Annotated in this window: 18 protein-coding genes and 2 tRNA genes; 3 read left to right on the top strand and 17 right to left on the bottom strand. The window is 54.8% G+C overall.

Translation table 11 applies throughout. The features are described from left to right. Positions 1-5 precede the first annotated feature (5 nt). Positions 6-884: a U32 family peptidase gene (locus ACT3IC_RS12475; protein WP_156655270.1), complete on the top strand. Its 879-nt coding sequence runs from the start codon at positions 6-8 to the stop codon at positions 882-884. A gap of 78 nt (positions 885-962) precedes the next feature. Continuing rightward, on the top strand, positions 963-1,970 hold the full coding sequence (locus ACT3IC_RS12470; protein ID WP_103824913.1) for a luciferase-like monooxygenase: 1,008 nt from the start codon (positions 963-965) through the stop codon (positions 1,968-1,970). Positions 1,971-2,052: 82 nt separating this feature from the next. Here the strand turns inward: ACT3IC_RS12470 and mtr are convergent, their stop codons facing one another. The 12 genes from mtr to ACT3IC_RS12410 all read right to left on the bottom strand — a co-directional run bounded on the left by mtr (position 2,053) and on the right by ACT3IC_RS12410 (position 15,723). Beyond that, a complete protein-coding gene (gene mtr, locus ACT3IC_RS12465; protein WP_156655271.1) occupies positions 2,053-3,297 on the bottom strand; it encodes a tryptophan permease in 1,245 nt (414 codons plus the stop codon). A 143-nt stretch (positions 3,298-3,440) separates the two neighbouring features. Further along, positions 3,441-5,339, bottom strand: a complete 1,899-nt coding sequence (locus ACT3IC_RS12460) for a DEAD/DEAH family ATP-dependent RNA helicase (protein WP_103177160.1) — start codon at positions 5,337-5,339, stop codon at positions 3,441-3,443. Further along, complete coding sequence (yrbN, locus tag ACT3IC_RS12455) at positions 5,332-5,412, bottom strand: protein YrbN (RefSeq protein WP_103177161.1); 81 nt, start codon at positions 5,410-5,412, stop codon at positions 5,332-5,334. Before yrbN ends, ACT3IC_RS12460 begins: the two co-directional genes overlap by 8 nt. 106 nt (positions 5,413-5,518) lie before the next feature. Next, positions 5,519-6,403 carry a lipoprotein NlpI gene (nlpI, locus tag ACT3IC_RS12450; protein WP_103177162.1) on the bottom strand — a complete coding sequence of 295 codons (885 nt, stop codon included), beginning with the start codon at positions 6,401-6,403 and terminating at the stop codon, positions 5,519-5,521. A gap of 110 nt (positions 6,404-6,513) precedes the next feature. After that, positions 6,514-8,649, bottom strand: coding sequence for a polyribonucleotide nucleotidyltransferase (pnp, locus tag ACT3IC_RS12445; RefSeq protein ID WP_103177163.1), 2,136 nt, complete (start codon positions 8,647-8,649; stop codon positions 6,514-6,516). 240 nt (positions 8,650-8,889) lie between these two features. Continuing rightward, positions 8,890-9,159: a 30S ribosomal protein S15 gene (gene rpsO / locus ACT3IC_RS12440; protein WP_032614416.1), complete on the bottom strand. Its 270-nt coding sequence runs from the start codon at positions 9,157-9,159 to the stop codon at positions 8,890-8,892. Positions 9,160-9,311: 152 nt separating this feature from the next. Continuing rightward, entirely contained in the window at positions 9,312-10,256 is a 945-nt protein-coding gene (truB, locus tag ACT3IC_RS12435) for a tRNA pseudouridine(55) synthase TruB (protein ID WP_159339891.1), read from the bottom strand. Next, positions 10,256-10,657, bottom strand: coding sequence for a 30S ribosome-binding factor RbfA (gene rbfA, locus ACT3IC_RS12430; RefSeq protein WP_103177165.1), 402 nt, complete (start codon positions 10,655-10,657; stop codon positions 10,256-10,258). Before rbfA ends, truB begins: the two co-directional genes overlap by 1 nt. A 101-nt stretch (positions 10,658-10,758) precedes the next feature. After that, positions 10,759-13,446 (bottom strand): translation initiation factor IF-2, encoded by a 2,688-nt coding sequence (gene infB / locus ACT3IC_RS12425; RefSeq protein ID WP_103177166.1) that lies wholly within the window; start codon positions 13,444-13,446, stop codon positions 10,759-10,761. 24 nt (positions 13,447-13,470) lie between these two features. After that, positions 13,471-14,958: a transcription termination factor NusA gene (nusA, locus tag ACT3IC_RS12420; protein ID WP_103177167.1), complete on the bottom strand. Its 1,488-nt coding sequence runs from the start codon at positions 14,956-14,958 to the stop codon at positions 13,471-13,473. A 28-nt stretch (positions 14,959-14,986) separates the two neighbouring features. Further along, the gene (gene rimP, locus ACT3IC_RS12415) at positions 14,987-15,439 is read right to left on the bottom strand and encodes a ribosome maturation factor RimP (RefSeq protein WP_139156304.1); all 453 of its coding nucleotides are present in this window, start codon (positions 15,437-15,439) and stop codon (positions 14,987-14,989) included. A gap of 207 nt (positions 15,440-15,646) precedes the next feature. Then, positions 15,647-15,723: transfer RNA gene (locus ACT3IC_RS12410), tRNA-Met, on the bottom strand. 286 nt (positions 15,724-16,009) lie between these two features. Between ACT3IC_RS12410 and argG the strand changes: the two genes are divergently transcribed. Further along, on the top strand, positions 16,010-17,356 hold the full coding sequence (gene argG, locus ACT3IC_RS12405; RefSeq protein ID WP_114316586.1) for an argininosuccinate synthase: 1,347 nt from the start codon (positions 16,010-16,012) through the stop codon (positions 17,354-17,356). Positions 17,357-17,521: 165 nt separating this feature from the next. Here argG and ACT3IC_RS12400 read toward each other — a convergent pair. The 5 genes from ACT3IC_RS12400 to ftsH form a co-directional block, all read right to left on the bottom strand. Next, positions 17,522-17,608 (bottom strand) — tRNA-Leu (locus ACT3IC_RS12400). A 13-nt stretch (positions 17,609-17,621) separates the two neighbouring features. Further along, entirely contained in the window at positions 17,622-17,954 is a 333-nt protein-coding gene (gene secG / locus ACT3IC_RS12395) for a preprotein translocase subunit SecG (protein WP_039031650.1), read from the bottom strand. A gap of 221 nt (positions 17,955-18,175) precedes the next feature. Beyond that, positions 18,176-19,513 (bottom strand): phosphoglucosamine mutase, encoded by a 1,338-nt coding sequence (gene glmM / locus ACT3IC_RS12390; RefSeq protein ID WP_103177171.1) that lies wholly within the window; start codon positions 19,511-19,513, stop codon positions 18,176-18,178. Further along, positions 19,506-20,354 (bottom strand): dihydropteroate synthase, encoded by an 849-nt coding sequence (gene folP, locus ACT3IC_RS12385; protein ID WP_103177172.1) that lies wholly within the window; start codon positions 20,352-20,354, stop codon positions 19,506-19,508. The genes glmM and folP overlap by 8 nt, the downstream gene beginning before the upstream one ends. Positions 20,355-20,447: 93 nt before the next feature. Next, entirely contained in the window at positions 20,448-22,382 is a 1,935-nt protein-coding gene (gene ftsH / locus ACT3IC_RS12380; protein WP_039031647.1) for an ATP-dependent zinc metalloprotease FtsH, read from the bottom strand. Positions 22,383-22,479: the final 97 nt, after the last annotated feature.

Genomic DNA, 22,479 nt, shown 5'->3' with positions numbered 1-22,479 from the left:
AAAGCATGAAATATTCATTAGGACCGGTGCTCTATTACTGGTCGAAAGAGACGCTGGAAGACTTTTATCAGCAGGCGGCAACCAGCCAGGCGGATGTGATCTACCTCGGCGAGGCGGTCTGTAGTAAGCGTCGCGCTACAAAGGTGGGTGACTGGCTGGAGATGGCGAAAACCCTGGCCGACAGTGGCAAGCAGGTCGTGCTCTCTACGCTGGCGCTGGTTCAGGCCTCGTCAGAACTGAATGAGCTCAAGCGCTACGTGGAGAACGGTGAATTTCTGCTGGAGGCCAGCGATCTCGGCGTAGTGAACCTGTGCGCCGAGCGCAAGCTGCCGTTTGTCGCCGGGCATGCGCTGAACTGCTACAACGCCGTGGCGCTGCGCCTGCTGCTCAGACAGGGGATGACGCGCTGGTGTATGCCGGTGGAACTCTCCCGAGACTGGCTGGTGAACATCCTGGCGCAGTGCGACGAGCTGGGGATCCGCAATCAGTTTGAAGTGGAAGTGCTCAGCTACGGGCATCTGCCTCTGGCTTACTCCGCCCGCTGCTTTACCGCGCGTTCAGAGAACCTGCCGAAAGATGAGTGCGAAACCTGCTGCATCAAATACCCCAACGGACGCAGTATGCTGTCGCAGGAGAAACAGCAGGTGTTTGTCCTTAACGGCATTCAGACCATGAGCGGCTACGTTTACAACCTCGGCAACGAACTGGCCTCAATGAAAGGGCTGGTGGATATGGTGCGTCTGTCGCCGCTGGGCACCGATACCTTCGCCATGATCGACGCCTTCCGCGCCAATGAAAATGGCGCTGCCCCACTGCCGCTGACGGCGAACAGCGAGTGCAACGGCTACTGGCGACGTCTCGCCGGGCTGGAGCTGCAGGACTAAAAAAGGCTCACTTTGTTAACAACGACTGTAAAATTTTAATGCACTATTAAAGATTCACCGTCGACAAAGTGAGCTGCTATGACTGATAAATCCATTCCGTTTTCGGTGCTGGACCTGGCGCCGATCCCTGAAGGCTCCTCGGCAAGGGAAGCCTTTACCCACTCACTGGATCTCGCCCGCCTGGCTGAACAGCGCGGCTATCATCGCTACTGGCTGGCGGAACACCACAATATGGTCGGGATCGCCAGCGCCGCCACCTCAGTGCTGCTCGGCTATCTGGCGGCGAATACCACGACGCTCCATTTAGGCTCGGGCGGCGTGATGCTGCCTAACCATTCGCCGCTGGTTATTGCCGAGCAGTTTGGCACCCTCAATACCCTCTATCCGGGCCGTATCGACCTGGGACTGGGTCGCGCACCGGGCAGCGATCAGCCTACCATGCGCGCCCTGCGTCGCCATATGAGCGGTGACATCGATAACTTCCCCCGCGACGTGCTTGAACTGGTGGAGTGGTTTGATGCCCGTGACCCAAATCCGCAGGTGCGTCCGGTGCCGGGCTACGGCGAGCAGATCCCGGTGTGGCTGTTAGGCTCCAGCCTCTACAGCGCGCAGCTGGCCGCGCAGCTGGGCCTGCCGTTTGCGTTTGCGTCGCACTTTGCGCCGGATATGCTGCACCAGGCACTGCATCTCTATCGCACTAACTTTAAGCCTTCGGCGCGGCTGGAAAAACCGTATGCGATGGTGTGCATCAACATCATTGCCGCTGACAGCAACCGCGATGCGGAATTCCTGTTTACCTCCATGCAGCAGGCCTTTATGAAGCTGCGCCGCGGCGAGACGGGGCAACTGCCACCGCCGGTGGAGAATATGCACCAGCTGTGGTCGGCCTCAGAACAATATGGCGTGCAGCAGGCGTTAAGCATGTCGCTGGTAGGGGATAAAGCGAAGGTGCGTCACGGGCTGGAAGCGGTGCTGCGTGAGACGCAGGCTGATGAGATCATGGTCAACGGGCAGATCTTCGATCACCAGGCGCGTCTGCATTCGTTCGATCTGGCGATGCAGGTGAAAGAGGAGCTGGTGGGGTAGTTTTTTGCCGGGCGGCGCTGCGCTTGCCCGGCCTACTCCATCCCTGTAGGCCCGGTAAGCGAAGCGCCACCGGGCATTATGTTCACTGATATACAGGCAGCAGATTAAAGCTCGACAGCACGTGGACCACTGCGTTGCCGATACCGAAGATCAGGATCAGCGCAATCATCGGCTTGCCGCCCCAGACGCGGAATTTTGGGCTACCGAAGCGCTTGCGTGATTTACGCGCCAGCAGCGCCGGAACAATCGCCGCCCAGATCGTTGCCGCCAGCCCCGCATAGCCAATGGCATACAGGAAACCGTTCGGCCACAGCAGGCCACCAATGACCGGCGGCAGGAAGGTCAGCAGCGCGGTTTTCAGACGCCCCAGCGCAGAGTCATCAAAGCCACAGAGATCGGCCAGATAGTCAAACAGCCCCAGGGTCACGCCAAGGAACGAACTCGCCACGGCGAAGTTGGAGAAGATCACCAGCAGCAGGTCCAGACTGCGGCTGTTGAGCACGCCACTCAGCGCCTGCACCAGCACATCAATATTCCCGCCCTTCTGCGCAATGCCGATGAACTCCGGACGCGGAATGTTACCCATCGTCCCCAGCAGCCAGATGACATACAGCCCCAGCGCCAGCAGCGTGCCGTAGACCAGGCAGCGGGTGATGGTGCGCGGATCTTTGCCGTAATATTTCATCAGGCTCGGCACATTACCGTGATAGCCAAACGACGCCAGACAGAACGGCAGGGTCATCAGCAGATAGGGTGAATACGACGTGTTGCTCTGCGCCACGTTAAACAGCGTGGCGGGCGTAACATGCCCCAGCAGGCTGCCGAAGGTCAGGAAAAAGGTGATGACTTTGGCGCCCAGCACAATGGCCGTCATCCGGCTCACCGCTTTGGTACTCATCCAGACGATAAACGCCACACCCAGGGCGAAGCAGAGCCCCGCCAGCCGCGCCGGTACGTTCAGCGACATCTCTGCGAAGGTGTGATGCAGAATCGAACCGCTCGCCGAGATATAGGCGTAGGTCAGGATATAGAGCACAAAGGCAATGGAGATACCGTTGACGATATTCCAGCGCTTGCCCAGCAGGTCGCGGGTGATGGTGTCAAAGCTCGACCCAATGCGGTAGTTGAGATTAGCTTCGAGGATCATCAGCCCCGAGTGCAGCATACAGAACCAGGTAAAGACCAGCGCCGCCAGCGACCAGAAGAACCACGCCCCGGACATGACCACCGGCAGGGAGAACATCCCCGCACCTATGATGGTGCCGCCGATGATCACCACACCGCCGAGCAGTGAAGGTGACGTTTGGGTGGTGGTTAGTGTCGCCATACAGCCTTTTCTCCAGTCAATAATTTGGGACCTGCATCTTAATGTGCTGCACTGTACCAGTACAATAGTACAAAAGGAATAAAAAAAGCCCCGATAAAAATATCGGGGCTGTATATTTTACTTTACGCTACAGGGCGTGAAGCTTACGCGTCACGACGACGAACCGGGCCATCTTCGCGACGTGGGCCACGGCTTTCACGACGCTCACCGCTGAAACGGCCTGCACCTGGTGCAGCCCCTTCACGACGAGGACCACGACCGCCTTCACGACGCTCGCCACCGAAGCTGCGGCCACCGCCACGACGTTCGCCGCCACGGTCCGGACGCGGCTGAGCATCGCCCAGCAGCTGCATGTTCATCGGCTTGTTCAGGATGCGGGTACGGGTAAAGTGCTGCAGAACCTCGCCCGGCATACCTTTTGGCAGTTCGATGGTGGAGTGGGTACCGAACAGCTTGATGTTACCGATGTAACGGCTGCTGATGTCGCCTTCGTTAGCGATCGCGCCAACGATATGACGAACTTCAACACCATCATCACGACCCACTTCAATGCGGTACAGTTCCATTTCGCCAGCATCACGACGTTCGCGACGTGGACGGTCTTCACCACCACGCTCTGGACGGTCGCCACGCGGGCCACGATCGTTGCGGTCGCCACGACGTTCGAAACGATCGTCACGGTCACGGAACTCACGCTTAGGACGCATCGGTGCATCTGGCGGCACGATCAGAGAACGTTCGCCCTGCGCCATCTTCAGCAGTGCAGCGGCCAGCGTTTCGATATCCAGCTCTTCGCCTTCGGCGGTCGGCTGGATCTGCGTCAGCAGCGCACGGTACTGATCCAGATCGCTGCTCTCCAGCTGCTGCTGGACTTTCGCGGCGAATTTTTCCAGACGGCGTTTGCCCAGCAGCTCTGCGTTTGGCAGGTCTGCTTCTGGAATGGTCAGCTTCATGGTGCGTTCGATGTTACGCAGCAGACGACGCTCGCGGTTCTCAACGAACAGCAGCGCACGGCCCGCACGACCTGCACGACCGGTACGGCCGATACGGTGAACGTAAGACTCGGAGTCCATCGGGATGTCGTAGTTAACAACCAGGCTGATACGTTCAACGTCCAGACCACGTGCTGCCACGTCGGTTGCAATCAGGATATCCAGACGACCGTCTTTCAGACGCTCCAGCGTCTGCTCACGCAGCGCCTGGTTCATGTCGCCATTCAGCGCTGCGCTGTTGTAGCCGCTACGCTCCAGGGCTTCTGCCACTTCCAGGGTCGCATTTTTGGTACGAACGAAGATGATCGCCGCATCAAAATCTTCTGCTTCCAGGAAACGCACCAGCGCTTCGTTTTTACGCATACCGTACACAGACCAGTAGCTCTGGCTGATGTCCGGGCGAGTGGTCACGCTGGACTGGATGCGCACTTCCTGCGGCTCTTTCATGAAGCGGCGGGTAATGCGACGGATCGCTTCCGGCATGGTGGCAGAGAACAGGGCGGTCTGATGACCTTCCGGGATCTGCGCCATGATGGTTTCTACGTCTTCGATGAAGCCCATGCGGAGCATTTCGTCAGCTTCATCCAGTACCAGACCGCTCAGTTTAGAGAGATCCAGCGTACCGCGTTTCAGGTGATCCAGCAGACGACCCGGCGTACCGACGACGATCTGTGGACCCTGACGCAGGGCGCGTAACTGCACGTCATAACGCTGGCCGCCGTAAAGGGCAACCACGTTTACGCCGCGCATGTGTTTAGAGAATTCAGTCATAGCTTCCGCCACCTGAACAGCCAGTTCACGGGTCGGAGCCAGTACGAGGATCTGCGGTGCACGCAGGTCCGGGTCAATGTTATTCAGCAGCGGCAGCGAGAACGCTGCGGTTTTACCGCTACCAGTCTGGGCCATGCCCAGCACGTCACGACCAGAGAGCAGATGTGGGATACATTCTGCCTGGATCGGAGATGGTTTTTCGTAACCCAGATCGTTAAGGGCTTCAAGGATAGGAGCCTTCAGGCCCAGATCTGCAAAAGTGGTTTCGAATTCAGCCATGTAGTACGAGTGCCTCAATGTCAATGGCGGCCAGTCTACATAACTTATCGTGAAAATTTTCAGTAATTTTCATTGAAAGTGTGAACCGGCTCAAAGTAGGTGTATTGACGAACAACAACGCCCTCACCAGTAAAGGTGATGGCAATCAAAAGATTACGGGCTGATGTTTATGTCGTCAGCTATTGCTGGTCCGATTCTGCCAGGTCGTCATGCTCCTGGCCCAAGAGCGATAATTCCAACAATGCATAACGGTGCTCAACGTAGTTGTGTACGTTGTTAGCAACCGCTAACTTGAACAGTGCCGTAGCGCTGTCCGTATCCCCCAGACTTAGGTAGTACTTACCTAAATAGAAGTTGGTTTCACTGAGATGCTCAGCGAGCGAGGTGTTATCCGTTGCGTCCGCCTTCAAGCGTTCCATTAGCGTTGCTTCGCTAATGTCGCCCAGGTAGAACTCGACAATATTCCATCCCCACTGCTCCTTGTCCGATTTGTCGAAGCGTTGCTTTAACGCGTCTTTAGCCTGCTTTTCGTCGAGCTTCTGCTCAACAATGAAAAGCCACAGGCTACGGAAAGGATCGTTAGGATCGTCTTGATAAAACGCCAGCAGATCATCTTGCGCTAACTTGTCACGACCGCCGTAATACAATGCGATACCGCGATTCAAGTGCGCGTAGTTGTAAGTTGGATCAAGCTCAAGTACAGAATCAAACGCTTCATAGGCAGCATCAAAATTGCCTGCCTGCGTTAAATAAATGCCTAAGTAATTGAATACTTCAGGCATATCCGGTCGGATCGCCAACGCTTGTGAAAAATCATTTCGCGCCAGTGCCCTCAGACCGAGACTATCATACAACACTCCGCGCTCATATAAAAGCTGTGCGCGTTCGTCATCGGTTAAAGCCCGACTGGCAAGAATTTGTTCCATGCGTGCCAGAATCACTTCCTGCTGCAAAGTCGGTTGCAGTGGCACTGCGAGGACTTCACTTTTACGCCAGGCAGAGTTGCTGCATCCTGCCAGCGTCAAAGCTGTCGCAACGAAACACCAGCGCAGAAAAGGCTTCATTTCCCACTCCCGAAGACAACTATTGGATGAACGTCCTGTCCCCCGGCGGCTTAACAAGGCGTCCTGCCTGATAACAAGCCCCCCGCTTGCACGGGGGGCAAACGGCAACCTTACTCGCCCTGTTCGCCAGCCGGAGCTTCCGGCGCAGCGGCAGGCTGAGACTGCTCGGTCGCTTCTTTGATGCTCAGACGAATACGGCCCTGACGGTCAACTTCGAGAACTTTAACCGGCACTTCCTGACCCATCTGCAGGTAATCGGTCACTTTCTCAACGCGCTTGTCAGCGATCTGAGAGATGTGAACCAGACCTTCTTTACCGCCACCGATGGCAACGAATGCGCCAAAGTCAACGATACGGGTCACTTTACCATTGTAGACACGGCCCACTTCGATCTCGGCAGTGATCTCTTCGATACGACGGATAGCGTATTTCGCTTTCTCGCCGTCGGTCGCTGCGATCTTCACAGTACCGTCATCTTCGATTTCGATGGTGGTGCCAGTCTCTTCGGTCAGAGCACGGATAACAGAACCGCCTTTACCGATAACGTCTTTGATCTTGTCCGGGCTGATCTTAATGGTGTGGATACGTGGAGCGAACTGAGAAATATCGCCACGCGGCGCGTTGATCGCCTGTTCCATCACGCCCAGGATGTGCAGACGTGCACCTTTAGCCTGGTTCAGCGCAACCTGCATGATCTCTTTGGTGATGCCTTCAATTTTGATATCCATCTGCAGAGCAGAGATACCTTCGCGGGAACCCGCGACTTTGAAGTCCATGTCACCCAGGTGATCTTCGTCGCCCAGGATGTCAGACAGAACAACGAAGTTGTCGCCTTCTTTCACCAGACCCATTGCGATACCCGCAACGGCCGCTTTCACCGGTACGCCCGCATCCATCAGTGCCAGAGAAGCACCGCACACGGAAGCCATAGAAGAGGAACCGTTAGATTCGGTGATTTCAGAAACCACACGAACGGTGTACGGGAATTTATCAGCATCTGGCATCACAGCCAGCACGCCGCGCTTCGCAAGACGACCGTGACCAATTTCACGACGCTTCGGCGAGCCAACCATACCGGTTTCACCTACGGAGTACGGAGGGAAGTTGTAGTGGAACAGGAAGCTGTCAGTGCGCTCGCCCATCAGTTCGTCGATGTTCTGTGCGTCACGGGCAGTACCCAGGGTCGCGGTAACCAGCGCCTGCGTTTCACCACGGGTGAACAGCGCGGAACCGTGAGTACGTGGCAGCACGCCAGTACGCACATCCAGACCACGGATCATATCTTTTTCACGGCCATCGATACGCGGCTCGCCTGCCAGAACGCGGCTACGAACAACGTTTTTCTCGATAGCGTGCAGGATTTCGCCGAGCTCGTTAGCGTCCAGGGACTCATCTTCTGCCACCAGCGTAGCGATGGTTTCAGATTTGATCGCGTCAACCTGGGTATAACGCTCTTGCTTGTCGGTGATGCGGTAAGCATCGCTCAGACGCGCTTCGGCCAGGGCTGCAACGCGCGCATTCAGCGCGTCGTTTGCCGCTTCTGGCTGCCAGTCCCAACGTGGTTTACCAGCTTCTTTCACCAGGTCGTTAATGTTCTGGATAACGATCTGCTGTTGGTCGTGGCCAAAGACCACCGCGCCCAGCATCTGGTCTTCGCTCAGCAGTTCTGCTTCGGATTCAACCATCAGTACCGCCGCTTCTGTACCGGCAACAACCAGGTCCAGCTTGCTTGACTTCAGCTCGTCCTGAGTTGGGTTCAGAACGTACTGGTCATTGATGTAACCCACGCGCGCAGCACCGATAGGACCGTTGAATGGAATACCAGACAGGGAGAGGGCTGCGGATGCGCCGATCATCGCAACGATGTCCGGGTTAACCTGTGGGTTAACGGAAACAACGGTCGCGATAACCTGAACTTCGTTAACGAAGCCTTCCGGGAAGAGCGGACGAACCGGGCGGTCAATCAGACGCGCGATCAGGGTTTCGCCTTCGCTTGGACGGCCTTCACGACGGAAGAAACCACCCGGGATTTTACCGGCAGCGTAAGTACGCTCCTGGTAGTTTACGGTCAGTGGGAAGAAGTCCTGACCTGGTTTAGCTTTTTTCTGGCCAACAACGGTCACGAATACCGCGGTGTCATCCATGCTTACCATAACAGCAGCAGTAGCCTGACGTGCCATCATGCCGGTTTCCAGCGTAACGGTATGTTGACCGTACTGGAATTTACGAACGATCGGATTCAGCAAGATTCTGTCCTTTCTTAAATGAATGACAGCACACCAAAGGCGTGCTGACTTTTACCGGACCTTCTTCGCATCCTCGCGACTAATGACAACCGACACCCCCATGGGTGAAGCCTCTCATTAGCCGCGCGAACCTCTGCAATGAAGATCATTTATAGCAACAATACATTAGTTTCCAGTGAATTGCTGCGGTCTGGTTGAAAAAAGGGGCCATAAGGCCCCCTTTTCTGAAACTCGCAAGACTTAGCGACGCAGGCCCAGACGCTCGATCAGCGCGGTGTAGCGTGCAACATCTTTACGTTTCAGGTAGTCGAGCAGTTTACGACGCTGAGAAACCATGCGCAGCAGACCACGACGGCTGTGGTGATCTTTTTTGTGCTCTGCAAAGTGACCCTGCAGGTGGTTAATCTGTGCAGTCAGCAGTGCAACCTGAACTTCGGTAGAACCGCTGTCGTTAGCATCACGACCAAACTCAGAAACGATTTTAGCTTTAGCTTCAACGCTTAGAGACATTTTAAAACTCCAAAATTTAAAGAATGAAAGGAAGCCGATCTCTAATTCAGCTTTCCCATGTATAACGTTTGCCAATTGTTAAACAATTTACCAGACGTTAAGCCGCAATATTCTACCCGCCTCCCCTGCTTATCGCAAGGCAAGGCGTCAGCTTATGCCGGATATTCAACCACCAGACGGCGTGGGGCAACACGACCTTCGTCGTCGATTTCACCCATCCCGATAAAGGTGTTGTCATCCCCTTCCGTAACGCGCACCAGCCCTTGCGCCGGGACATTCGTCGTGCGCACCGGGTTGCCGTTTTTAAAGTAAACGGAGGAGGTCAGCGGCAGATTGACAACCGGATAGTCCGAAGCAGGACTGTCCATTGGCATCAGTAATGGGTCAAGCAGGTCCGCAGCCTCTGTGCCCTGCTCATGCGCCTGGTCCACCAGCGCCTGCAGCTGCTCCAGCGTCACCATACGTTCAGCCGGGTACTTGCTGACTGCCAGACGACGCAGATAAATAACGTGCGCGCCACAGCCCAGCTTCTCACCCAGATCGTCGATGATGGTGCGGATATAGGTGCCTTTTGAGCAATGCACTTCCAGCTCCAGCTCATCGCCTTCGTGACGAATGAATAGCAGCTCATAGACCGTAATCGGACGGGCCTCGCGTGGCACCTCAATCCCCTGACGCGCATACTCATAGAGCTTTTTGCCCTGATACTTCAGCGCCGAGTACATGGACGGCACCTGTTGGGTGTCGCCACGGAAGCTCTCGAGCGCGGCATCAAGCTGTTCGCTGCTGAACGTCACCGGACGCTCTTCGACAACCTGACCATCGGCATCGGAGGTGTCCGTGCGCTGGCCAAGCTTTGCAATCACGCGGTAGCGTTTGTCCGAATCCAGCAGATACTGGGAAAACTTGGTCGCTTCACCCAGACAAATCGGCAGCATACCGGTCGCCAGCGGATCCAGCGCCCCGGTGTGCCCCGCGCGGTTGGCGTTATATATACGCTTAACTTTTTGCAGCACGTCGTTGCTGGATGCACCCTGCGGTTTATCCAGCAGCAGCACGCCGTGCACGTCGCGACCGCGACGACGAGGACGACTCATCAGTCCTCCTTTTTATCGTCCGGGTTCACACGACGCTCATCATCCTGCTTCACCACGCTGGTGACCAGGTTGGACATGCGCATCCCTTCGACCAGTGAGTTGTCGTAGAAGAAGGTCAGCTCTGGCACGATACGCAGGCGCATCGCTTTGCCAAGCAGAGAGCGGATGAAACCAGAGGCTTCCTGCAGCGCTTTAATACCGTTCTTAACCGCGTCTTCATCCTGGTCATTCAGGAAGGTCACAAACACTTTGGCATACGCCAGGTCGCGGGACATTTCCACGCCAGACACGGTGGTCATCATCCCCAGGCGCGGGTCTTTGATTTCACGCTGAAGGATGATTGCGATCTCTTTTTGCATCTCCTGAGCCACGCGCTGCGGGCGACCAAATTCTTTCGCCATAATAAATTCTCCAGACAAAAAAGGGGCCAAAGCCCCTTTTGAAATTTAATGCCGGGTGGCGCGAGGCGATCCCGGCCTACAATCGGCAATCTTAGCGAAGATTACGCGATAGTGCGTTGGATCTCGATGATCTCGAACACTTCGATCATATCGCCAACGCGAACGTCGTTGTAGTTCTTAACGCCGATACCACATTCCATGCCGTTACGGACTTCGTTAACGTCATCTTTGAAGCGGCGCAGGGATTCCAGCTCACCTTCGTAGATAACCACGTTGTCACGCAGTACGCGGATTGGGTTGTGACGTTTGATGTTACCCTCGGTAACCATACAGCCCGCGATCGCACCGAATTTCGGTGATTTGAACACGTCACGCACTTCAGCCAGACCGATGATCTGCTGTTTCAGTTCCGGAGACAGCATACCGCTCATCGCCGCTTTCACTTCGTCGATCAGGTTATAGATGACGGAGTAGTAACGCAGATCCAGGCTTTCCGCTTCGATCACGCGACGCGCAGAGGCATCAGCACGCACGTTGAAGCCAACCAGAATCGCGTTGGACGCTGCAGCCAGGGTTGCGTCGGTTTCGGTGATACCACCTACGCCGGAACCGATGATCTTCACTTTCACTTCGTCGGTAGAGAGTTTGAGTAAAGAGTCGGAGATCGCTTCCACAGAACCCTGAACGTCAGCCTTCAGAACCACGTTCACTTCGTGAACTTCGCCTTCGGTCATGTTGGCGAACATGTTCTCGAGTTTAGATTTCTGCTGACGAGCCAGTTTAACTTCACGGAATTTGCCCTGACGGTACAGCGCAACTTCACGCGCTTTCTTCTCGTCACGAACAACGGTCACTTCATCACCGGCAGCCGGAACACCGGAGAGACCCAGGATTTCCACAGGAATGGATGGACCCGCTTCCAGCACTTCGCGACCCAGTTCGTCACGCATTGCACGAACACGGCCATATTCGAAGCCACACAGCACGATGTCGCCTTTGTTCAGGGTACCTTCACGTACCAGAACGGTCGCAACCGGGCCACGGCCTTTATCCAGGAAGGATTCGATTACCGCACCGCTCGCCATACCATTGCGAACCGCTTTCAGCTCCAGAACTTCAGCCTGCAGCAGGATAGCGTTCAGCAGGTCATCGATACCGGTACCCACTTTTGCAGAAACCGGGATGAACTGAGACTCACCGCCCCACTCTTCCGGCATAACACCGTACTGGGACAGTTCGTTTTTAACGCGATCCATGTCCGCTTCTGGCTTATCGATTTTGTTCACTGCAACAACCAGAGGCACCTGCGCCGCTTTCGCGTGCTGGATAGCTTCGATTGTCTGTGGCATGACGCCATCGTCTGCTGCGACAACCAGAACAACGATATCCGTTGCCTGAGCACCACGTGCACGCATGGAGGTAAACGCGGCGTGCCCCGGGGTATCCAGGAAGGTGATCATCCCGTTATCGGTTTCTACATGGTATGCACCGATGTGCTGGGTAATGCCGCCTGCTTCGCCGGAGGCAACCTTCGTAGAACGAATGTAGTCCAGCAGAGAGGTTTTACCGTGGTCAACGTGACCCATGATGGTCACAACCGGTGCACGCGGCTCAGCTGCTGCGCCAGTGTCACGGTCGCTCATTACCGCTTCTTCCAGCTCGTTTTCACGACGCAGGATAACTTTGTGGCCCATCTCTTCGGCAACCAGCTGTGCAGTTTCCTGGTCGATAACCTGGTTGATGGTCGCCATTGCGCCCAGCTTCATCATCGCTTTGATGACCTGAGAGCCTTTAACCGCCATCTTGTTAGCCAGATCGCCAACGGTGATGGTTTCGCCGATCACAACGTCACGGTTAACGGCCTGCGCTGGCTTCTGGAAGCCCTGCTGCAGAGCGGAACCTTTACGCTTGCCGCCTTTACCACCGCGAACGGCAGCACGTGCTTCTTCACGGTCAGCTTTTGATTCGGCGTGCTTGTTGCCTTTTTTGGCTGGACGCGCGGCTTTTGCACTACGCGTGCGGCCACGACCACCTTCAACTTCACGGTCGTTGTCATCTTCTGCCTGACGCGCGTGCTGGGAGGTAGTGACGTGATAGTCGCTGGTGTCTTCGGACGGTTCAGCGGTATTCACCCCGTTTTTCTCGTTCTCTTCTGCCATACGGCGCGCTTCTTCAGCAACGCGACGGGCTTCTTCTTCGAGCTTGCGGCGGGCTTCTTCTTCCGCTTTACGCTTCAGCTCAGCTGCTTCATTTTCACGGCGGGCTTTTTCTGCCTGGGCGGTTTTGGTCATATCGTCAGTCTGTTGATTGCTCACTTTGTCTTTTTCCGCAGCGTCGCGCTTCGCTTTTTCAGCGGCGTCACGTTTCGCTTTTTCTGCGGCCTCACGTTCAGCTTTTAATACTGCCTCACGTTTGGCGTTTTCTTCCGCCTCACGCTGGGCTTGCTCTTCCGCTTCACGCTGTGCCTGCTCTTCCGCAGCGAGGCGCTCTGCCTCTTGCGGATCACGTTTTACAAAGGTGCGCGTCTTGCGGACTTCGATTTGTACCGATTTGCTTTTTCCACCGGTACCTGGAATGTTTAACGTGCTACGCGTTTTGCGCTGCAGCGTTAACTTGTCAGGCGTTGAACCATGTTCACGGTTCAGATGCGTTAACAAGGTTTGTTTTTCTTGCGCGGTCACCGAGTCATCAGCGGACTTCGGGATCCCTGCATCAGCAAATTGCTGTACCAGGCGATCCACGGAGGTCTGAATCTCAGCAGCCAGCGTTTTTACAGTTACATCAGTCATGCTGTTCCTTCCTGCTACAGTTTATTACGCTTCATCGCCGAACCAGCAGATATTACGTGCGGCCATGATGAGTTCGCCGGCTTTCTCGTCGGTTAAACCTTCGATATCGGCCAGGTCATCAACGCCTTGCTCAGCGAGATCTTCCAGCGTACAAACACCACGGGCAGCCAGCTTGAACGCGATCGCACGATCAAGACCTTCCAGATTCAGCAGGTCATCAGCCGGCTTGTTATCACCAAGGCTTTCTTCCTGAGCCAGTGCCAGGGTGGTCAGTGCGTTTTTAGCGCGTTCACGCAGGGCTTCAACGGTGGCTTCATCCAGACCGTCAATTTCCAGCAGTTCTTTCATTGGCACATAGGCCAGTTCTTCCAGCGTAGAGAAGCCTTCTTCAACCAGAACGGTGGCGAACTCTTCGTCAATGTCCAGATGCTTAGTGAAGGTATCAATCGCTGCATGGGCTTCAGCCTGGTGCTTCGCCTGCAGGTCGTCAACGGTCATCACGTTGAGTTCCCAGCCGCTCAGCTGCGACGCCAGACGGACGTTCTGACCGTTACGGCCAATCGCCTGTGCCAGGTTACCGGCTTCAACGGCGATATCCATGGTGTGCTTATCTTCGTCGACGACGATAGAGGCAACATCCGCCGGAGCCATCGCGTTAATCACGAACTGCGCCGGGTTGTCGTCCCACAGAACGATATCAATACGCTCGCCGCCGAGTTCAGTCGAAACGGCCTGAACGCGCGCGCCACGCATACCGACGCAAGCACCGACCGGATCGATACGTTTGTCGTTGGTTTTCACCGCGATTTTCGCACGGGAACCCGGATCGCGGGCAGCTGCTTTAATCTCGATAACTTCTTCGCCGATTTCCGGCACTTCGATGCGGAACAGTTCGATCAGCATCTCAGGCTTAGAACGGGTCACGAACAGCTGAGCACCGCGGGCTTCTGGACGCACGGAATAGAGTACGCCGCGAATACGGTCGCCCGGACGGAAGTTTTCGCGTGGCAGCATATCTTCACGCAGGATAACCGCTTCCGCGTTGTTACCCAGATCCAGGGAGATGTTGTCGCGGTTAACTTTTTTCACCACGCCGGTGATGATCTCACCTTCGTGCTCGCGGAACTGGTCAACAACCATCGCACGCTCAGCTTCACGTACTTTCTGTACGATAACCTGTTTCGCGGTCTGCGTGGTGATACGGTCGAAGGTCACAGATTCGATCTGATCTTCAACGTAATCATCAATGTTCAGGCTTTCATCTTCGAAACGCGCCGCTTCGAGGGTGATTTCCTTCGTGGGTTGGGTCACTTCTTCAACGATAAGCCAACGACGGAAAGTATCGAAGTCACCGCTTTTGCGATCGATTTCAACGCGGACATCGATCTCTTGTTCATATTTTTTCTTGGTTGCCGTAGCCAGTGCACTTTCCAGCGCTTCGAAAATTTTCTCACGCGGCAGGGCTTTCTCGTTGGAAACGGCTTCAACAACAGCCAAAATTTCTTTGTTCATCGCGGGCTTTTCACCTCAATCCAGACTGTTAAAAGTGGGGAACCAGGTTCGCCTTCTGGATATTACTCAGCGCGAACACTTCATCTTTGCCTTCGACTGTAACCGTGATCATCTCACCATCAACGGCTTTAATAACGCCTTGCCATTTACGGCGGTTCTGTACGGCCATGCGCAGAACGAGAGCCACTTCTTCACCAGTAAAGCGCGTGTAGTGTTCAGCCGTGAACATTGGTCTGTCGAGACCAGGCGAGGAAACTTCCAGGTTGTAGGCAACAGTAATGGGATCTTCAACGTCAAGAACCGCACTCACCTGGTGGCTGACATCAGCACAATCATCAACATTGATGCCATCTTCACTATCAATATAGATGCGCAGCGTGGATGTACGACCCCGAACGAATTCGATGCCGACCAGTTCGTAGCCCAGTGCTTCGACCGGTGCTGTAATCATCTCTGTTAATTTTTGCTCTAATGTGGACAAGCCCACCCCCAAGACGTAAAAAAAGGGCATAAAGCCCAGTTATTCTGTAGTCAGATAACAAAAAACCCCGATAAATCGGGGCTTTAGATAACTGAACCCTATAGCCACAACTGTGGCCTGGAGCACTTTCAAAAAGAATTTTTTCAAATCCAGCTACGAAGGCGCTAAGTCTTCACAGTATATTTGAAAAAGGACTTTATAGGAAAGTGGTTGCGGGGGCCGGATTTGAACCGACGACCTTCGGGTTATGAGCCCGACGAGCTACCAGGCTGCTCCACCCCGCGCCTGAAACGTGGCAAATTCTACTCGCTGTGGGTAAAAAATGCAAATAATGCTGGGATTTGGTACCGAGGACGGGACGTAAAATCGGCATACAGTATATTGATAGCGTACCCCCGCTGTCAACCCTGTGAACAGCAGCGATTCAGGCGGGAAATTTTTACAAAAAATACATGAATCTCTTTCGGTACTTGCCAAAAGATGATTAAATGAAAACTCACTTATTCTGCATAAACATGCATTTTAGAGTGAAGCGATCACTCATCAGTCAATCAAGCAGGGTTTTATTTTATGACGACGATTCTCAAGCATCTTCCGCAAGGACAACGTATTGGCATCGCTTTTTCCGGCGGTCTGGACACCAGCGCTGCACTGCTGTGGATGCGCCAGAAGGGAGCGGTTCCGTATGCATATACTGCGAACCTGGGTCAGCCGGATGAGGACGATTACGAAGCCATCCCGCGTCGCGCCATGGAATACGGTGCAGAGAACGCACGCCTGATTGACTGCCGTAAGCAGCTGGTTGCCGAAGGTATCGCTGCTATTCAGTGCGGCGCTTTCCACAACACTACCGGCGGGCTGACCTATTTCAACACCACGCCGCTGGGCCGTGCTGTTACCGGTACGATGCTGGTTGCTGCCATGAAAGAAGATGGCGTCAACATCTGGGGCGACGGCAGTACCTATAAAGGCAACGATATCGAGCGCTTCTATCGTTACGGCCTGCTGACTAACGCCGAGCTGCAGATCTACAAGCCGTGGCTCGATACCGATTTCATCGATGAGTTGGGCGGCCGTCATGAAATGTCTGAATTTATGATCGCCTGCGGTTTCGATTACAAAATGTCGGTCGAGAAAGCCTATTCAACCGACTCCAACATGCTGGGTGCTACCCACGAAGCAAAAGACCTGGAATACCTGAACTCCAGCGTGAAGATCGTCAACCCGATCATGGGCGTGAAGTTCTGGGACGAAAACGTCAAAATCCAGGCAGAAGAAGTGACCGTGCGTTTTGAACGCGGCCACCCGGTTGCCCTGAACGGTCAGACCTTCTCTGACGACGTGGAACTGATGCTGGAAGCTAACCGCATTGGTGGCCGTCACGGTCTGGGTATGAGCGATCAGATTGAAAACCGTATCATCGAAGCGAAGAGCCGTGGCATCTATGAAGCCCCGGGGATGGCGCTGCTGCACATCGCTTACGAGCGTCTGCTGACCGGCATTCATAACGAAGATACCATCGAGCAGTATCACTCCCACGGTCGCCAGTTAGGTAAACTGCTGTACCAGGGCCGCTGGTTCGATCCGCAGGCGCTGATGCTGCGTGATGCCCTGCAGCGTTGGGTGGCGAGCGCCATCACCGGTGAAGTGACCTTAGAACTGCGTCGCGGCAATGACTACTCGATTCTGAATACGGTCTCTGACAACCTGACCTACCAGCCAGAGCGTCTGACCATGGAAAAAGGTGATTCTGTCTTCTCGCCGGACGACCGTATTGGTCAGCTGACGATGCGTAATCTGGATATCACCGATACCCGCGCCAAGCTGTTCACCTATACCGAGAACGGTCTGCTCTCCGTCTCCACCGGTAACGGCCTGCCGCAGGTTGAGAATCTGGAAAACAGCGATAAGCAGTAATCGCGAATTAAGATGCAAAAGGCGCCTGAGGGCGCCTTTTTTATTGCCGAATTTCGTGACATGTAGGGCGGGCAAGCGCGGCGGTGCAACGCTTGCCGGGCCTACGAAAAGACAACGCACAGACGAAAAAAAAAGACGTCTTTCGACGTCTTTCTTTCGGAATATTGGTACTGAGGATGGGACTCGAACCCACAAGCCCGTTAGGGCACTACCACCTCAAGGTAGCGTGTCTACCAATTCCACCACCTCAGCACAGATACTACTCTTACTGCGGGATATCGCTGGTCGGCTTAGCCGGTGCAGCTGGCTGAGTCTGCTCAGATTTCGCTGGCGCGCTCAGGTTATCCCACTCGCTTCCTTTGTTGATCTTGTTGCTATTGATATTGCCAAGCGCCAGACTGATGATGAAAAACAGCGTTGCCAGAATCGCCGTTGCGCGGGTCATGAAGTTACCAGAACCACTTGAACCGAACAGCGTACCAGAAGCGCCTGCTCCAAAAGAGGCCCCCATATCAGCGCCTTTACCTTGCTGCAGCATGATCAGCGCTACCAGAGCGATGGCTACAATAAGGAAAACAACTAAAAGAGCTTCGTACATAATCAACCTGTTCCTTGCGGATTTGCCGCATACCAATGCTTCAACCAATAAGCAGGAATTTTGCTTTCCCACTGAAGCGGGTGTGAATACTAACCAAAGCGAATGACCTTCGCAAGGGCAATTTCAGCTCATTGTATCAAGTGCGGAAAAAAACAGCAAAACCGCCACAACTGTACAAAACAAAGGCGGCATAAGCCGCCTTTTTAAACACTTACCAGAGGTTATGCAGCTTTTACCGCATCAGCGATGCGATGGGCAAACTCGGTGACCTGTGCTTCGTCTTCCCCTTCCACCATCACACGGATCAGCGGTTCGGTACCCGACTTACGCAGCAGAACGCGGCCACGGGAGCCCAACGCCGCTTCCACTTCAGCCATCACCGCTTTCACGTTCTCGTTTTCCAGTGGATCGCCCTTACCTGCCGTAAAGCGAACATTGACCAGGATCTGCGGGAACATTTTCATCCCACTGCACAAATCGTGCAGGGACATATGGTTACGCACCATCGCTGCCACAACCTGCAGGCTCGCCACGATCCCGTCACCGGTAGTGGTTTTATCGAGCAGGATCACGTGACCGGAGTTCTCCGCACCGATGCGCCAGCCTTTCTCCTGCAGTTTTTCCAGTACGTAACGGTCGCCAACCTTCGCGCGCGCAAACGGGATACCCAACTGCTTGAGCGCCAGCTCCAGGCCCATGTTGCTCATCAGCGTTCCAACGGCACCGCCGCGCAGCTGTCCCTGACGCAGCCCTTCGCGGGCGATGATATAGAGGATCTGGTCGCCATCGACTTTATTGCCTTCATGGTCAACCATGATGACGCGGTCACCATCGCCATCGTAAGCAATCCCGAGATCGGCCTTCTCCGCCAGTACGCGCGCCTGCAGAGCGCGAACATCCGTTGCACCTACCTCGGCATTGATATTCAGACCGTTTGGCTCGCAACCGATGGCAACAACCTGCGCGCCCAGTTCGCGGAATACGTTAGGGGCGATGTGGTAGGTTGCACCGTTAGCGCAGTCCACCACGATTTTCAGATGACCCAGGCTGAGTTCGTTCGGGAAGGTGCCTTTGCAAAATTCAATGTAGCGACCCGCAGCATCGACGATACGGCTGGCTTTACCCAGCTCAGCGGAGTCAACGCAGGTCAGCTCTTTTTCCATTTCCGCTTCAATCGCTTCTTCAACGTCATCCGGCAGTTTGGTGCCGTCAATGGAGAAGAATTTGATGCCGTTATCGTAGAACGGGTTATGCGAGGCAGAGATCACGATGCCCGCTTCGGCACGGAACGCGCGGGTCAGATAGGCCACTGCGGGGGTCGGCATAGGGCCCGTGAAAGAGGCGGAGAGCCCAGCGGCAGACAGACCCGCTTCCAGTGCGGATTCGAGCATGTAACCGGAAATACGCGTATCTTTACCGATAATGATTTTGCGCGACCCGTGGCTTGCCAGCACCTTGCCAGCCGCCCAGCCTAACTTCAGTACAAACTCAGGAGTGATTGGCGCATCGCCCACGCGTCCACGAATGCCGTCGGTACCAAAAAATTTACGATTACTCATAGCGGGAGTTTTCCTTAGCTGCCAGTGTGGCTTCCACCACTCGCATGGCTTCTGCTGTTTCTTTTACGTCATGGACGCGAATTATATGTGCTCCCTGCATCGCTGCAATCACCGCACAGGCCAGGCTGCCACTCAGACGTTCTGATGGCCCAACGTTAAGCAGTTGGCCTATCATGGATTTTCTCGACATTCCGACCAGCAGTGGCAGGCCAAAATGGTGAAACTCCGATAAGCGCGCAAGAAGTTCGTAGTTGTGAGAGAGATTTTTACCGAAACCGAAGCCCGGGTCGAGCAGCAATTTCGCTTTTGCGATACCGGCACGTTCACAGCGCGCAATATGCTCTTCAAAGTAGCGGTTCACGTCCGCAAACACGTCGCTGTATTTCGGCGCATCCTGCATGGTTTTCGGCTGGCCCTGCATATGCATCAGGCATACCGGTAACCCTGTCTCGGCAGCCGCTTCAAGCGCACCGGGCTCGGTGAGGGAGCGAACGTCATTGATAATGTGAGCGCCCACTCTTGCCGATTCGCGAATCACCTCAGGTTTGGAGGTATCGACAGAGATCCAGACTTCGAAACGCTGAGCAATCGCCTCAACGACCGGGATAACGCGCGATAACTCTTCATCAACACTGACATCCGCAGCCCCAGGTCGCGTTGACTCTCCACCTACGTCGATGATCGTCGCGCCAGCGTTGATCATCAGATTCGCATGCCTGACCGCATCAATAAGCGAGTTATGCGTGCCGCCATCGGAAAAAGAGTCTGGCGTGACGTTCAGGATCCCCATCACATGGGGATGAGAAAGATCGAGATAAGAATCCTGGGCGAAGAGTTTCATAGCAAGTCCCTGATTTTTGGTTAAGCAGACAAGAAAAACCCCGGGGCAAGCCCCAGGGTTTCAGGTTAAGAGAAGATCATTGACAGCGGTGGCTTATTTATCGCCCAACTGTTCTGACATGGTGTTACCCGGGTTTGGCGTACGCGGTTCATCGACCGGACGCGGCGCACGTGGCGTACCGTTGTTGTCAGAGTTGTTAGAGGCACCTGGATCTTCCCAGCCCGCAGGCGGACGAACATCACGGCGAGCCATCAGGTCATCAATCTGCGGCGCATCGATGGTCTCATATTTCATGAGCGCATCTTTCATGGCGTGCAGGATATCCATATTGTCATTCAGGATCTGACGGGCGCGACCGTAGTTACGTTCAATCAGCGCTTTCACTTCCTGGTCGATGATACGAGCTGTCTCATCGGACATATGTTTCGCTTTCGCCACGCTGCGGCCAAGGAACACTTCGCCTTCTTCTTCCGCATAGAGCAGCGGACCAAGTTTGTCGGAGAAGCCCCACTGGGTCACCATGTTACGCGCCAGGTTGGTCGCGACTTTAATGTCGTTAGACGCACCGGTCGAAACATGTTCCACACCGTAGATAATCTCTTCTGCCAGACGACCACCATAGAGGGTTGAAATCTGGCTTTCCAGTTTCTGGCGGCTGGCACTGATAGCATCGCCTTCCGGCAGGAAGAACGTTACGCCAAGCGCACGGCCACGTGGAATAATCGTCACTTTATGCACCGGATCGTGTTCCGGCACCAGGCGACCGATAATCGCGTGACCCGCTTCGTGGTAAGCCGTGGACTCTTTCTGCGCTTCCGTCATCACCATGGAGCGACGTTCCGCACCCATCATGATTTTGTCTTTCGCTTTCTCGAACTCCACCATGGAGACCACACGCTTGTTGCCACGGGCAGCAAACAGTGCAGCTTCGTTCACCAGGTTAGCCAGATCGGCACCGGAGAAGCCCGGCGTACCACGTGCAATAATTGCCGCATCGATGTCCGGAGAGAGCGGTACGCGACGCATATGCACTTTCAGGATCTGCTCACGGCCACGAACGTCTGGCAGACCAACCACAACCTGACGGTCAAAACGACCTGGACGCAGCAGCGCAGGGTCAAGAACGTCCGGACGGTTAGTTGCGGCGATAACGATAATGCCTTCGTTACCTTCAAAGCCATCCATCTCAACCAGCATCTGGTTCAGCGTCTGCTCACGTTCATCGTGACCACCGCCCAGGCCCGCGCCACGCTGGCGGCCTACGGCGTCGATTTCATCGATGAAGATGATGCACGGTGCGGCTTTCTTGGCCTGTTCGAACATGTCACGCACACGAGATGCACCCACACCCACGAACATTTCAACGAAGTCAGAACCGGAAATGGTAAAGAACGGCACCTTCGCTTCACCTGCGATGGCTTTCGCCAGCAGGGTTTTACCGGTACCAGGAGGACCTACCATCAGAACGCCTTTCGGGATCTTACCGCCCAGTTTCTGGAAACGGCTCGGCTCACGCAGGTATTCAACCAGTTCACCCACCTCTTCTTTCGCTTCGTCGCAACCTGCAACGTCAGCAAAAGTGGTTTTGATCTGGTCTTCCGTCAGCATACGCGCCTTGCTCTTGCCGAACGACATGGCGCCTTTGCCACCGCCGCCCTGCATCTGACGCATAAAGAAGATCCAGACGCCGATAAGCAGCAGCATCGGGAACCAGGAAATGAAGATAGAAGCCAGCAGGCTTGGCTCTTCCGGCGGCTCGCCGACAACCTTAACGTTTTTAGTCAGCAGGTTATCAAGCAGCTTAGGATCGTTCACCGGAATGTAAGTCGTGTAACGGTTACTATCTTTCTTGGTAACGTTGATCTCACGTCCGTTGATACGCGCTTCGCGAACCTGATCCTGGTTGACCTCTTGCAGGAAGGTAGAGTAGTCCACCTTACGGCCATTAGACTCGCTGGGCCCAAAGCTCTGGAATACTGACATCAGCACAACGGCAATGACCAGCCAGAGTATTAGGTTTTTCGCCATGTCACTCAAGGGATTAACCTCTTATTACAACTGTGTTAAAAACAGCGTCAGGATACTCTGTATCCGATTTATTTCAAACTTTCGCCTGAAATTCACC

Source organism: Leclercia sp. GHBNCSD (assembly GCF_055805075.1).
This window is presented reverse-complemented; position numbering and strand designations above follow the sequence as displayed.